Annotated in this window: 13 protein-coding genes; 9 read left to right on the plus strand and 4 right to left on the minus strand. The window is 62.9% G+C overall.

The window, feature by feature from the left end; genetic code table 11:
• Positions 1 to 195: 195 nt before the first annotated feature.
• Entirely contained in the window at positions 196 to 1,749 is a 1,554-nt protein-coding gene (locus tag IGS55_RS13130; RefSeq protein ID WP_230517473.1) for an MFS transporter, read from the minus strand.
• A 107-nt stretch (positions 1,750 to 1,856) separates the two neighbouring features.
• Between IGS55_RS13130 and IGS55_RS13135 the strand changes: the two genes are divergently transcribed.
• From IGS55_RS13135 to IGS55_RS13145, 3 genes are all read left to right on the plus strand, one after another.
• Positions 1,857 to 2,783, plus strand: a complete 927-nt coding sequence (locus IGS55_RS13135) for a LysR family transcriptional regulator (RefSeq protein WP_230517474.1) — start codon at positions 1,857 to 1,859, stop codon at positions 2,781 to 2,783.
• 313 nt (positions 2,784 to 3,096) lie between these two features.
• Positions 3,097 to 4,218, plus strand: a complete 1,122-nt coding sequence (locus tag IGS55_RS13140; protein WP_230517475.1) for a patatin-like phospholipase family protein — start codon at positions 3,097 to 3,099, stop codon at positions 4,216 to 4,218.
• Positions 4,219 to 4,303: 85 nt separating this feature from the next.
• Positions 4,304 to 5,950, plus strand: a complete 1,647-nt coding sequence (locus IGS55_RS13145; protein ID WP_230517476.1) for a methyl-accepting chemotaxis protein — start codon at positions 4,304 to 4,306, stop codon at positions 5,948 to 5,950.
• Positions 5,951 to 6,092: 142 nt separating this feature from the next.
• Here the strand turns inward: IGS55_RS13145 and IGS55_RS13150 are convergent, their stop codons facing one another.
• Both IGS55_RS13150 and IGS55_RS13155 read right to left on the minus strand, forming a co-directional pair.
• Complete coding sequence (locus tag IGS55_RS13150; protein WP_230517477.1) at positions 6,093 to 6,530, minus strand: GFA family protein; 438 nt, start codon at positions 6,528 to 6,530, stop codon at positions 6,093 to 6,095.
• Between the two features lie 31 nt (positions 6,531 to 6,561).
• Positions 6,562 to 6,978, minus strand: a complete 417-nt coding sequence (locus IGS55_RS13155) for a hypothetical protein (RefSeq protein WP_230517478.1) — start codon at positions 6,976 to 6,978, stop codon at positions 6,562 to 6,564.
• 135 nt (positions 6,979 to 7,113) lie between these two features.
• On the opposite strand from IGS55_RS13155, the gene IGS55_RS13160 reads away from it, so the two are divergent.
• From IGS55_RS13160 to phaP, 6 genes are all read left to right on the plus strand, one after another.
• Positions 7,114 to 7,584: an SRPBCC family protein gene (locus IGS55_RS13160; protein WP_230517479.1), complete on the plus strand. Its 471-nt coding sequence runs from the start codon at positions 7,114 to 7,116 to the stop codon at positions 7,582 to 7,584.
• Between the two features lie 265 nt (positions 7,585 to 7,849).
• Complete coding sequence (locus IGS55_RS13165) at positions 7,850 to 8,620, plus strand: creatininase family protein (protein ID WP_230517480.1); 771 nt, start codon at positions 7,850 to 7,852, stop codon at positions 8,618 to 8,620.
• A 54-nt stretch (positions 8,621 to 8,674) separates the two neighbouring features.
• Positions 8,675 to 9,946, plus strand: coding sequence for a YncE family protein (locus IGS55_RS13170; protein WP_230517481.1), 1,272 nt, complete (start codon positions 8,675 to 8,677; stop codon positions 9,944 to 9,946).
• Positions 9,947 to 10,060: 114 nt separating this feature from the next.
• Positions 10,061 to 10,432: a VOC family protein gene (locus IGS55_RS13175; RefSeq protein ID WP_230517482.1), complete on the plus strand. Its 372-nt coding sequence runs from the start codon at positions 10,061 to 10,063 to the stop codon at positions 10,430 to 10,432.
• A 27-nt stretch (positions 10,433 to 10,459) separates the two neighbouring features.
• On the plus strand, positions 10,460 to 10,795 hold the full coding sequence (locus tag IGS55_RS13180) for a hypothetical protein (protein ID WP_051991844.1): 336 nt from the start codon (positions 10,460 to 10,462) through the stop codon (positions 10,793 to 10,795).
• Positions 10,796 to 11,069: 274 nt separating this feature from the next.
• Complete coding sequence (gene phaP / locus IGS55_RS13185; protein ID WP_230517483.1) at positions 11,070 to 11,705, plus strand: TIGR01841 family phasin; 636 nt, start codon at positions 11,070 to 11,072, stop codon at positions 11,703 to 11,705.
• 118 nt (positions 11,706 to 11,823) lie between these two features.
• Here phaP and IGS55_RS13190 read toward each other — a convergent pair whose 3' ends face one another.
• Positions 11,824 to 12,840, minus strand: a complete 1,017-nt coding sequence (locus tag IGS55_RS13190) for an alpha/beta hydrolase (RefSeq protein WP_230517484.1) — start codon at positions 12,838 to 12,840, stop codon at positions 11,824 to 11,826.
• Positions 12,841 to 12,887: the final 47 nt, after the last annotated feature.

Genomic DNA, 12,887 nt, shown 5'->3' on the forward strand with positions numbered 1-12,887 from the left:
GGATCGGTGCGCATAACTTTGCACAACCAAAGCGCTTTAGTTATTTTTCAAAGCGCTTTGAGTATAGTTCAAAGCGCTTTGATCAGTAAACTAGTTTTATTCTTGAAAACTTTGTGGATGTTGCGGAGAAACATCAGGGAGGGCGGGCGGCGCGTGGGCGCCGCCGTGTACGGCAGATGGAATGATGGTCGTGAATTATTGCCGCGCCTTGCAGGCGGGCAGGACGGCCGTGTCCGTTGTTACGGTCGCCGGAGGACGCAGGAAGGCCAGTATCAGCAGGGCCGAGGCCGTCGTAACGCTGGCAAGCACATACAGCAAGTGGCGGAAGGCCGCGCCATACGCTTGCGCCAGTTCTCCGGTGCCGGCCTGCGGCAACAGAGCGCCTGCGTGGCGTAACTCTCCCAGCGCCAGGAAGGGCGCCGCCAGCGTCGCCTGCTCCGTGGCGAGGCCGGGCACCTTGCCCAAGGCCGCCATCGTGAGCGTACCGAGCAGCGCGCTGACGATGGCCAGCGCCAGGCCTTCGCCCGCCACGCGCGTCGTGTTAAAGATGCCGGCCGCCATGCCGGCCCGCTCGACGGGCACGACGCTGATGGCCAGGCCATCCATCAAGCCCCATGGCAGGCTGATGCCGCAGCCGATCAGCAGCAGCGGCCCGATCAAGGTAGCGGGCGGTTGGCCCGGCGCACACGTCGATAGCCACAGCAAGCCGCCCGCCGCCAGCAGCAGGCCGCTGGCGCAGATGTGCGCGGCGGCAATACGTTGCGCCGCCAGGCCGGCCAGGACCGGCAGCACCAGCATGGGCGCCGACAGGGCGATCATCATGCGTCCCGCCTCCAGCGCGCTGTAGCCTTCGATACCGATGAAGCGGGCCGGCAGCAAGACCAGCAGCACGACAAAGGAAAACGCGGGCGCGGCGGCCAAGAGTTGCACACCGGCAAAGGCGGGCAGGCGGAACAGGGTCAAGTCCAGCATGGGCCGCGCGGCGCGCCGCTCCACGCGGATGAACGCGGCCAGCAGCAAGGCCGCGCCACCGAGCAGCGCCAGACTGGCGGCGCTGGCCCAGCCGCTGTCGGGTGCCTGCAGCAAGCCATAGGTAAATAGCGATAATGCACCGGTAAACGTCAGGGCGCCGGGCCAGTCGACGCCTTGCGCCTGCGGGTCGCGCGTTTCGCGCATGGCGCGCGCGGCGGCCAGCAGGGCGGCCAGGCCGGCCGCGGCCGTGGCGGCAAAAATGGCGCGCCAGCCCGTGTGGGCGATGAGCGCGCCCGCGAGGAAGGGGCCGAAGGCCAGGCCCACGCCGAAGGCCGTGCCGATCAGGCTGAAGGCGCGCGCGCGGGCCGGGCCGTCGAATTCCTGCGCCAGGGCCGCCAGTCCGCTCGACAGGGCCATGGCGCAACCCAGGCCCTGGACGGCGCGCAGCACGTCGAGCCACACAATGCCGGGCGCGGCCGCCAAGGCCAGCGCGGCGGCGGAAAACACGGCCATGCCCAGCAAGAACACGCGCTTGCGGCCATAGCGGTCGGCCAGCGCGCCGGCCACCATCAGGCAGCCGCCAAAGCTGAGCATGAAGGCGTTCGTGATCCATGCCAGCGCCAGCGGCGTGCCGCGCAGGTCGGCGGCGATGGCGGGAATGGCGATGGCCGGTCCCGTAAAACTGAGCGGCATGCACAGCGCAGCGAGGCAGACGGCGGCCAGCACGAAGGCGCGCCGGGACGCGGAGGCAGGCTGCATGCGGTGATTCGTATCCATGGGAATGATTCCAGAAAGAGGGAATCCGATGATAATATGGATGTAATCCATGAAAAAGTGGCTGAAAATCCACTCATAATGGATAAATATTCCCTAATCGAGGTCGCATGGATAATTTGAACGGCATTGCCGCCTTCGTGCGCGCGGCGGAAACTTCCAGTTACGTGGCGGCCGGACGGCTGCTCGGCGTGTCGGCTTCGGCCGTGGGCAAAAGCGTGGCGCGGCTGGAAGAAAAGCTGGGCGTGCGCCTGCTCAACCGCAGCACGCGACGCATCAGCCTGAGCAACGAGGGCGCGCTGTTTTACGAGCGCTGCCAGCGCATCCTGGCCGACCTCGGCGATGCCGAGGCGGAACTGTCGCACCTGGCCGAGGCGCCGCGCGGCAAGCTGCGCGTCAGCCTGCCCGTGATCGGCTACCGCATCATCCTGCCCCTGCTGGCCGACTTTACGCGCCAATACCCGGAGATCGAGCTCGACCTCGATTTCAACGACCGCCTCGTCGACGTGGTGGCAGAAGGCGTCGACGTGGCCGTGCGCAGCGGAACGCTCACCGATTCGCGGCTGATGGCGCGCGAGCTGGGGCCGTTTGCCTTTGCCATCGTCGGTTCTCCCGCGTATTTCACCCGCCATGGCGTGCCGGCCACGCCGCGCGCGCTGGAAGGGCACGCCTGCGTACGCTATAAATTTCCCACCACGGGCAAGCTGCAGGAATGGGCGCTGCGGCGCGCCGAGGGCGACAGCGGCGGCGAGTTGCGCTTGCCGACCGCCTTGACCTGCAACAATATCGAAGCCTTGATCGGCGCCGCCACGCAGGGCGTGGGCCTTGCCTATTTACCTGACTTTATCGTGCGAGACGCCATCGCGCGCGGCGAACTGCAAGCCGTGCTGGCCAGCTACTTGCTGCATTCGAGCAAGTTCTGGGTGCTGTGGCCATCAAGCCGCCACCTGTCGCCGAAGATTCGCGTCTTTGTTGACCATTTGTGTACCCACCTGCATTTCTCTTCGCTCCCTCCTGGCCCCGCGCCACTCCCTTGATGTCCCTGGCCGCCGCCCTGGCGGCTGCTTGGGGAATATTCCTACCCAAAAGCGATTAATCCTAACGCCATCGAATTTATATTTGCTGCACCGCATCAAGCTATGCCGCACGGCATCAACTTATACCCTTTCTGAATACCCATCATTCGTTATGGAAATTGCCATAAGGAATTTATTTATGTTAATTTAATATCTGTTTCTGCAACGTTGCATCGGCTGGTCGCTGGCGGGGACCTGTGCAGAATTAGGCGCCATAAGCGTGTGGTAACCAACAATTAAGGGATGGTAACCCCGTTCCGTTCAGGGAGTGTGCATGAAGACAGTCACGACGACGACGCCGGATCCGGCGCCAGCTACGACAGCGAAACCGGTCCGCAAAACGGGGCTGCTGCTTGGTGGCGGCGCACCAAATTCCACCCTGATCGCCGGTGCCCTGGCCGCTTTTCTCGACGAGGGCATCGAGTTCGACGTCATTTCCGCCTCGGGCGCCGGGGTGTTGATGGGTTTGCTTTACACGACGCCGCACGAGGCCACGCCGCGCCAGGCCTTGCAAAGCTGGGCCGACACGGGCGTGGCCGACAGCATCTACAAGATGATCCCGATCAACTACAAGGTCTTCCAGAAGCCGGGCATGCATGCAAGCACTTTCCGCGATGCCTTCCAGCCGCCAGCCAACAATCCTTTTTTTCAGGCCTTCCAGCAAACGTTTGCGGGCGTGCCCACGGCCTGGTCCGACTGGGGCAAGCTGATGGTGTCGTCGCTGTCGCCATCGGACCTGTCGGCGAAAAGCCTGGGCCTGTGCGCGCATTTGCCCTTCCTGGAAAAAGCCGTGGATTTCTCGGGCGTGGCGCGCATGCGCCCCGATTTCTACATCAATGCCTACAACCTCAGCGAGCACCGCATGCAAATCTGGGGCAAGCACGAGATCGAACCGATCCACGTGCGCGCGGCCCTGTCGTTCCCGTTCCTGTATGCGCCGACGACCATCGCCGGCGACGACTACATCGAAGGCGCGGCCCTCGATACGCTCAATTTCGACCCGTTTATCGAAGGCAAGGGCGAGCACCATGACGCCGATACCCTGGTCATTCTCGACATCCTCGGTGACGAGCGTTTGCTGCGCAAGCCGCGCAACCTGTACGACGCCTGGGTGCGCTCCATCATCACGCCGCTGGTGAAAATTTCCAAGAGCGAGCTGCGCCTGTTTGAGCTCGAGCACAACACGGATGCGCGCACGGGCCAGCCCAAGCGGCGTTTGCTCAAGCTCGATTTGATGGGCGGCATTCCCGAGCAGCACTGGCCCGACACCCTGGACTGGTCCAGTTCGAACATGCAGTTGCTGTTCGACGTGGGCCACAAGGCGGGCCTGGCGTTTTGCCGCCAGCATGGCGACTTGCTGCGCCGCTTGCCTGACGCCGCCCCGCTGGCGGCCTAGCCGCTAGCAACCGATCCCGGCCACCCGATCGGCAGCTCCTATCCCGCCTGGCCTTGCCAGGCCACCTTTTTTACTGTGACACACCATGAATATCACCAAGCAATTAATTCTGACCCTCACCATCGCCTTGCTGGCCCTGCTATTGCTGGGCGCCGGCGGCGCCATCCAGCTGCAGCGCGCCCAGGAGCGTTTCGACACCGTGCAAAACCGCATCATTCCCAGCATCCAGGGCTTGAATGCGGCCAAGGGTTTCCTGGCCGATTCGCGCCTGGCCGGCTACCGCCTGTCCGTGTTCTCGAACCTGGCCGACAAGACGGCGCTGGACAAGGCCGTGGCCGACGCCAACACGAATTTCGACAAGGTCATCGCCACCTACCGCGCCGAGCGCCTGTATGACGCGACGGACAGCAAGATGCTCGACGCCGACCAGGCCGCCATGGAAGCCTACCGCCGCGCGCTGGCGCCATTCTTTGCCGCCGCCTACGCGGGCGACATGGATGGCGTGCGCGCCACCTTGCTGGCCGGCACGCCGCTGGCCATCACGGCCGCCGCCGCGAAAAAGAGCATGGATGACCATATCGCCTACAACAACAAGCTGGTCGACGATGTAAAAGCGGAAAGTCTGGCCGCCTACGACACGGCGTTCAACACCATGCTGGCCGTGCTGGGCGTGGCCGTGCTGCTGACGGGCGCGCTGGCCTGGCATATCTACCGCACCATCAGCGGCGGCTTGGGCGATATCGAACACACGCTGGAGCGTGTCAGCGCCTCGCTGGACCTGTCCGCCGCCATGCCCGTCGAGCGCATGGATGAAGTCGGCCGCACGGCCACGGCCTTCAACAAGTTCCTCGAGCGCATCGTCGGCGTGATCGCCACCGTGCGCGCCTCGGCCGATACGGTCAGCGTGGCGGCCGCGCAGATTTCCGCCGGCAACGCGGACCTGTCCGTGCGCACGGAGCAGCAGGCGTCGTCGCTGGAAGAAACGGCGTCGAGCCTGGAAGAGCTGACCTCGGCCGTACGCCAGAATACGGACAATGCGCGCCAGGCGAACTCGCTGGCCGTGTCCGCCTCGGACGTGGCCCGCAAGGGCGGCGCCGTGGTGGCGCAAGTGGTGGGCACGATGGGCTCGATCAACGAATCGGCGAAGAAGATCGCCGACATTATCGGCGTGATCGACGGCATTGCCTTCCAAACCAATATTTTGGCGCTCAATGCTGCCGTGGAAGCGGCCCGCGCGGGCGAGCAGGGCCGTGGCTTCGCCGTGGTGGCCACCGAAGTGCGCAACCTGGCGCAGCGCTCGGCGGCTGCCGCCAAGGAAATCAAAGGCTTGATCGAGGATTCCGTCGATAAAGTCAACACGGGCAGCGCGCTGGTCGACCAGGCGGGCGCGACGATGGAAGAAATCGTCGCCAGCATCTTGCGCGTGACGGACATCATGGGCGACATCGCCAACGCCAGCCACGAACAAAGCGCCGGCATCGAGCAAGTGAACCAGGCCATTTCGCAAATGGACCAGGTCACCCAGCAAAACGCGGCCCTGGTGGAAGAGGCGGCGGCGGCCGCATCGTCGCTGCAAGACCGCGCCGTCGAGCTGGTCGATGTGGTGGCCGTGTTCCGCCTGCGTGGCGATGCCCAAGGGAAGGCGTTGAAACTGGCGGGCGGCTTGCCGGCCCCGGCAACAGCTGCCGCCAGCCGGCGGGTGGCGCTGCCGGGCCGCAGTGCTCGCGCTTAAACTTTTTGATTGCCCCGGTACGCCGGGGTTTTTCTTTGGTGGTGGGGTTGGCCCATGCGGGAGCACGTGGCCGCTTGGGTTGCCGTCGTCAGCGGGTTTCGCTTTGCAGAGCTTATTGAGGTAGCTCAACGATCAAATTCATTTAATGGTCGGTATTGGGAAAAAATCGCAGGTATCCAGCGATGTCAGGTCCGCCTCCAGCACTTTTGTCTTTTGGATGGAGTCGGCCTTCGTTTACCGCTACCTCTTCAAAGTCAAACGGACTGATTCCTTCCAGGCAGGCCACATTGATCCCGAATTGATCGGGTTTTGACCGGCGTTGGTGATGTGTGTATATCCCGCATTTTGAGCAGAAATAGTGCTTCGCTTGCATGGTGTGAAACTGATAGAGCGTGAGCAATTCGTCTCCAGACGTGATCTCTATATCCTGAAGCGCCGCAGAAACCGCTATCGCGCCGCGCATGCGGCAATAGGAGCAGTTGCAGCGCCGTGCTGTCTTGAGTCCGTCGCTAAGTCGAACTTGAAATCTTACAGATCCACAATGGCATGAACCTCGTAACTTTCCATCCGTGTTTTTCATTTTTTTCCTTTCAATGACGGCTTATGGCCGTTCAATCAAAGATAATCCGCTGCCCCAGCTCGAATTCATTCTCATGGCAATAAAACAGGATAAGCGGCGTGTCCTTCGAATAGATCATCGCGTCGTCACGCGACGGCACAAAAATATCCGACCAGTTCTCGACCAGGAACACACTGCTGCAGACGAAGCATTCGTCTTCTCCAAATACCACGATGACTTGCTGAATTCCCGGCGCACGAGCACGTAACCAGTTGCTTGCGCCGGCAACATCGTCTCCGAAGGCGAGCCGCTCGATTGAGTCAACGGTGTCAACGTTCAGGCCTGGATGCGTCTTCGAGTCATGAAGGCGCACTAAATCATAGGCACGGCGAGTTCCCTCGGCATCAAGCCAGACAATATCGGCCGAGTGATGCTGTAGTTCCTGAACCCTCCAATGTGTTGCATTCATAATTTTCAAAATCTAAGGGCTCTTGGCCAGCGTTTCCAGGGTAGCATCGTGCCCAGGTGTGGATACATGCCTTGTCATTTGTTTGTATAGCCAGAATGCAATTATATTGATAATAATAGGGAGATGCCCCAATTGATGCAAATCGAAGAAAGCATCCACATTGCAGTCCCGCCCACGGTCGTCGATCAAATTTGGAGCGAGGTCGACCGATGGCATCAGTGGGATCCGGACACAAAGCAAGCCCGGCTCAATGGGCCATTTGCGGTGGGCACACATGGCAGGATCGTTCCCAGCAAGGGGATGGGCATTCCGATGCTCGTCACGGAGCGCTCCGCGGGCCGCTCGTTCACCGTCGAAGGCTACATCCCTTTGTTCCGCATCCATTTCGAGCACACGGTGGTTGCCGCAGATGGCGGATCGGAAGTCGTTCACCGCGTGTGGTTCACGGGAGCGCTTGCCTTTTTGTTCGGGCCAGGCGTTGCCAGGCAAGTCCGGGACGGGCTTCCCAGGACGATGCGCTCGCTCAAGGCCTATGCCGAGAAGCGCAACCGGACTCTCCATGATGGTGAGGCGGCGGGGGCGGCGCGACAACAGCCTGATAGATAGTTTCCCTTCGTCAATTTCTTGCAAACTGCCGCAGCAAATTAACGTGCCCTTCCCCTCATGATGGAATACAATTCCTGCGTGGCAGCCAGCTTGCCTGGCAAGGCCGGGCACGGCGCCTTTGACCTCGGAAAGATGTTGGCTTATGACTCTGCAGTTCCCCCAGCGAACGGCGCCTTGCGCGCCATCCACGCTCCGCATTTCACGCAAGCCCCTCGTTTCCCTGTTCGTCCTGACGTTTTCTTGTCTGCTGCTCACGGCGCCCGCCATGGCGGCTGCGCCCGCCAGCAGCAGCGTCATGCTGGAAGAGCTGACGAGCACGGAGTTGCGCAGCCGTATCGACCACGGCGCCACGACCGTGCTCGTGCCGATAGGTGGCGTCGAGCAGAGCGGGCCGTATATTGCGCTGGGCAAGCACAATGTGCGCGCCGGGCTGCTGGCGCGGCAGATTGCGCAAAAGCTGGGCAATACCATGGTCGCGCCCGTCGTTTCCTATGTGCCGGAAGGCGCGATTGCTCCGCCGGCCGGCCACATGCGCTTTGCCGGCACCATCTCGATTCCGCCGGCCGCCTTCGAGGCCGTGCTGGAAGGGGCGGCCGCCAGCCTGCGCCAGCATGGTTTCCGCGACATCATCTTCCTCGGCGACCATGGCGGCTATCAAAAAAATGAACAGAACGTAGCCAACAAGCTCAACCGTGTCTGGGGCAAGGCTGCCACCACCAAGGATGCGCGCGCTTACGCCTTGCTCGACTACTATGACATCACGCAATCGGCCTACATTTCCGAGCTGCAAAAGCGCGGCCACAGCAGCGCCGAGATCGGCCTGCATGCGGGCTTGGCGGACGCCGCGCTGATGCTGGCGACGGACCCGTCGCTGGTGCGCAGCGAGGCCATGGCGCACGGGCCGAAGCCCGGTGTGGCGGACGGCGTGCGCGGCGACGCGACGCGTGCCACGGTGGAGCTGGGCCAGATCGGTATCAAGTTGCAGGTGGACACGTCGGTGGCCGCCATCAAGCAGCTGCTGCAACGTAGTAAATAATTCCGCTGGAAGTGCTGAACTTCCGGCTTTTGCAACGAAACGACGCGAAATCACATGAAAAAAATGCAACGACGCACCATCGTCACCTTGTCCGCCCTGGCTGCCGCACTGGCCGGCCTGGGCGTGGCTAGCCAGGTCATCGGCGCCGGCACGCCGGCTCCAGCCGCTGTCGCGCCGGCCGCCGCCTATTCGCCGCTGCCGGGCATGCCGCCGCTGGTCGATCCGAAAAACGTGTACGGCAGCATCGCCGGCAGCAATATGAGTCCCGTCGTCAAGGAGCATTTGCGCCGGGTCTACGTGCCCAATCTGCGCTCGAACGATGTGTACGTGATCGACCAGGACAGCTTGAAAGTGGTCGACAAGTTCAAGGTCGGCAGCGGCCCGCAGCACGTCGTGCCGTCATGGGACTTGCGCACCTTGTGGGTGGCGAACAATGCCGAGCGCACGGACAAGGGCAGCTTGACGCCGATCGACCCCCTGACGGGCAAGCCGGGCAAGGAAGTGCCCGTCGATGACCCCTATAACATGTATTACACGCCGGACGGCAAGTCCGCCATCGTCGTGGCCGAAGCGCGCCACCGCCTCGATTTCCGCGATCCGAAGACCATGGCCGTCCAGTATTCGATCGACACGCCCCAGTGCGGCGGCATCAACCATGCGGACTTTTCGAATGACGGCCGCTACGCCATGTTCACCTGCGAGTTCGACGGCACCATCGCCAAGATCGACCTGGTGGGCCGCAAGGTCGACGGCTACCTGAAATTGCAGATGCCGGCCAAGCGCTTTGCCGAGTCCGGTCCCGTGGGCGGCCCGGCGAATGAAATCTGCAGCGTCAAGAAGGGCATGCCGCAAGACATACGCATCTCGCCGGACGGCAAGAAATTCTTTATCGCCGACATGGACGCCGACGGCGTGCACATCGTCGATGGCGCCACCCTGAAGGAAATCGGCTTCATCCAGACGGGCGTGGGCGCGCACGGCCTGTACCCTAGCCGTGACGGCAAGAAATTGTACGTGGCCAACCGCGGCACGCACCGTATCCACGGCAAGCCGAAGGGCAAGGGCAGCGTCAGCGTGATCGATTTCGCCACGGAAAAAGTGGTGTCGAATTGGCCGATACCCGGCGGCGGCAGTCCCGACATGGGCAATGTGTCCGCCGACGGCAAATATCTGTGGCTGTCCGGACGTTTCGACGACGTGGTCTACCGCATCGATACGAACAGCGGCGACGTTGCCAAGGTCAAAGTCGGCCAGGAGCCGCACGGCCTGACCGTGTGGCCGCAGCCGGGCCGCTATTCGCTCGGCCATACGGGCAACCTGCGCTAGGCTGGCGCATGGCGCTTCCTGGAGTCATTCGCCGGACATATAATTATGATTGCCTAAAAAGCAATATTGGCGCATACTGTATTTCCCATTCCACTACCTCCAGGGAGCACCATTATGATTCTTGATCACATCGGTTTGAATGTCGGCGATGCACAGGCCAGCAAGGCCTTCTTTTCGGCCGCCCTGGCGCCCCTGGGTGTATCGGTGGTGATGGAAGAGCAGGGCTGGGTTGGCATGGGCAAGGATGGCAAGCCCGATTTCTGGTTCGGCGTGGGCGACAAGCCGCATGCCGGCATGCATCTCGCCTTCGCGGCGGGCAACCGCGCCCAGGTGGATGCGTTCTACAAGGCCGCGCTGGAAGCGGGCGGCAAGGATAATGGCGCGCCAGGCATCCGCGCCCTGTACCACCCGAATTACTATGGCGCTTTCGTGCTGGGGCCCGATGGCCACAATGTCGAAGCCGTCTGCCACCGTCCCGAGCCTTGACGCCGGGCATTACCTGAAGAGAGCAGCATGAAGCACAGCGCCACCCTGTTTGCCGACGATGCCGGCCGTTATGCCTACGTCAAAGCGGGTTTTTCCTGGCCGGCCCTGTTCCTGGGCTCGTTCTGGGCCGTCGCCAAGCGCCGCTGGTGGCTGTTGCTGCTCATGCTGGCGATGGATGCCTGCCTGTGGTTTGGCAGCCATCTGGCCACCGGAATGCGCATTGGCCCAATGATGCTGCTGATGGCCGGCGCGGAACTCAGTTACCTGCTGGCGCGCGGCTGGTATGGCAACCGCTGGCTGGAAGCCTCGTTGCGCAGCCATGGTTACAAGCCCGTTGTGCCGGGCACGGGCGCCGTTGGCTGAGCCTGCCTGGCACAAATTTCCCCCTCTGTTACTGACGTTTGCCAAGGGCAAGCTGTCCAGTATAAACTTTCTGCGCTGCCTGGCGCACCTTTGATCCAGATCATCCCTCACCTGCGGTGCTCACGTAGCCTTGGGACTCGCGTTGCAAAGCATCTTCCCACCAACCGGATATGTTTTTTCGCGTTTCGTGGCGTAACCCAACCGTCTGCCTATCCGTTCTACAGTCGGTGGTGCCGCCATATGTCCACCCAACCGCTATTTAATGAGGAACTCCATGTATCCATATTCCCGTAGTGTTACCCCCGCCGCCAAAAATCACCTGGAAGCGCAACTGGCTTTTTTCAATGGCCTGTCGAAGTCGCTGTTTCAATCGATGCAGCAGTTCAGTGACCTGAACATGCAGCTGGCGCAAGGCTTGCTGGAAGAAACCACGGTCACCAGCCAGAACCTGCTGACGGTCGAGCGCGCTGAAGATGCGTTCCAGGTGGCTGCCGCATCGGGCCAGCCAGCCGCCGAGCAACTGCGCAAGTACCAGCAACAGGTGTCGCGCCTGGCGGCCGATACGCAGGTCGAACTGGCCAATGTGGCAGAGCGCCATGTGAATGAAACAAGCCGTACCGCCAAGGCCCTGGCAGAAGAAGTGGCCCGCACCGCTTCGGAAGAAACGGAGAAAAACGTGCGCAAGCAGCAGGAAGCGATGCAGCGCATGGCCGAACCGTTCCAGGCTTATCAGCAAAACGGCGCCAACCGCGACCAGCAACGTGGCGCGCAAAGCCGTGACGGTCAAAGCCTGCAAAGCGCCAGCCACCAGGGCAGCCAGCAATCGGCCGGCAGCGAAGGCTCGGCCAGCGGCAGCGCCTCGCAAGCGGGCTCTGCACAAAGCAAGGGCAGCGCCAGCCGCAAAGAGTAAGCACGAGGCTGCTTGCAGCTGAGCCGTATCGCGAGGGCCGAGCCTTGCTATGCGGCTAGCTATGCGGCCAGCCGGCACGCGGCATCGTGCGTATTGGTTCGGGCAGAGCGCCCGCCCTTCATGGGGCGGGCGTTTTGTCGTATGCGTGCGGCTCAGGCGCCGGCGTGGCCGCGCCAGGTGCGCGGGGCTGCAAGCCTATGCCTGCCGCTAAGGCCGTATCGGACAAGACCGCGGACGAGGCCGCGTCACCGCTCCCGGTCCCGCTGTTCGCATCGATGAAGGCGCTGACGGCGTCCAAGGTGGGCGCCAGCCTGCGCAAGGGGCCGGCCAGCGTGGCGACCAGGGTGGCGTGGCCCACGTGGTCGAAATAGGTTTCCGTCACGGGACGGTGCAGCGCCCGCAAGGCGCTGGCCAGGCCGCCCGTGTTGCGTTGCGGATTGACCAGCTTGTCCTTGCCGGGCAGCGGGGCGATCAGCAGGGCGGGCGGGGCTTCGGCCGTCACGTGGTGGATGGGCTGCGAAGCGGCGGGCGTGTCCGGGTAAAAGAAAACGGGCCGGGTGGTGGTGTTTTCGATGGGCAGGAAATCATAGGGGCCGGCCAGGCCTATCCAGCCCCGCAAGTCGTGCGGGCGCATGCCGTGGCGCGCCAGCAGGCTGGCGTCGAGCGCCAGCATGGCCGCATTGTAGGCGCCGGCGCTATGGCCCATGACGAACAGGCGCGTCGGATCGCCGCCATGGCGGCGCGATTCCATCGCGGCCCAGGCCACGGCGCGGGCCGCATCCTGCAAGATCTCGGGGTAGTGCACATCCGGATATAGCCGGTAGTCGGCGATCACGGCCAGGTAGCCGCGCGCCGCGAGAGCGTGGCCGACGAAGGCATAGTCGGCGCGCTCGCCCGTCGTCCAGTTGCCGCCATAAAAGAACACCACCACGGGCACGGGTCCCGTGCGGGTCTTGGGGGCATACACATCGAGTTTCTGCCGTGGCAAGGGGCCGTAGGCCAGGCCCCGCGTCACTTGCGAGGCGCCGCCGGACGACAAGGCATTGATGGCGGTCAAGGGCGAGCAGGCGGCCAGGCCGGCAGCGAGCGGGATGGCCGCCAGCACGCCGAGCAGGGTGGTGCGCAAGATCGTCATGCTGGCTCCCGATGGTGATGGCTGATGCTTGCAGTGTAGGCCAGGCA

The organism is Janthinobacterium sp. EB271-G4-3-2, assembly GCF_020858035.1.
GTDB classification, from domain to species: Bacteria; Pseudomonadota; Gammaproteobacteria; order Burkholderiales; family Burkholderiaceae_D; genus Janthinobacterium; species Janthinobacterium aestuarii.

Bases quoted from the DNA above. Each gene is read 5' to 3' on its own strand.
- IGS55_RS13130 (WP_230517473.1), bottom strand. From the start codon at position 1,749: ATGGATACGAATCACCGCATGCAGCCTGCCTCCGCGTCCCGGCGCGCC.
- IGS55_RS13135 (WP_230517474.1), top strand. From the start codon at position 1,857: ATGGATAATTTGAACGGCATTGCCGCCTTCGTGCGCGCGGCGGAAACT.
- IGS55_RS13170 (WP_230517481.1), top strand. From the start codon at position 8,675: ATGAAAAAAATGCAACGACGCACCATCGTCACCTTGTCCGCCCTGGCT.
- IGS55_RS13160 (WP_230517479.1), top strand. From the start codon at position 7,114: ATGCAAATCGAAGAAAGCATCCACATTGCAGTCCCGCCCACGGTCGTC.
- IGS55_RS13150 (WP_230517477.1), bottom strand. From the start codon at position 6,530: ATGAAAAACACGGATGGAAAGTTACGAGGTTCATGCCATTGTGGATCT.
- IGS55_RS13175 (WP_230517482.1), top strand. From the start codon at position 10,061: ATGATTCTTGATCACATCGGTTTGAATGTCGGCGATGCACAGGCCAGC.
- phaP (WP_230517483.1), top strand. From the start codon at position 11,070: ATGTATCCATATTCCCGTAGTGTTACCCCCGCCGCCAAAAATCACCTG.
- IGS55_RS13155 (WP_230517478.1), bottom strand. From the start codon at position 6,978: ATGAATGCAACACATTGGAGGGTTCAGGAACTACAGCATCACTCGGCC.
- IGS55_RS13180 (WP_051991844.1), top strand. From the start codon at position 10,460: ATGAAGCACAGCGCCACCCTGTTTGCCGACGATGCCGGCCGTTATGCC.
- IGS55_RS13145 (WP_230517476.1), top strand. From the start codon at position 4,304: ATGAATATCACCAAGCAATTAATTCTGACCCTCACCATCGCCTTGCTG.
- IGS55_RS13190 (WP_230517484.1), bottom strand. From the start codon at position 12,840: ATGACGATCTTGCGCACCACCCTGCTCGGCGTGCTGGCGGCCATCCCG.
- IGS55_RS13165 (WP_230517480.1), top strand. From the start codon at position 7,850: ATGGCGGCTGCGCCCGCCAGCAGCAGCGTCATGCTGGAAGAGCTGACG.
- IGS55_RS13140 (WP_230517475.1), top strand. From the start codon at position 3,097: ATGAAGACAGTCACGACGACGACGCCGGATCCGGCGCCAGCTACGACA.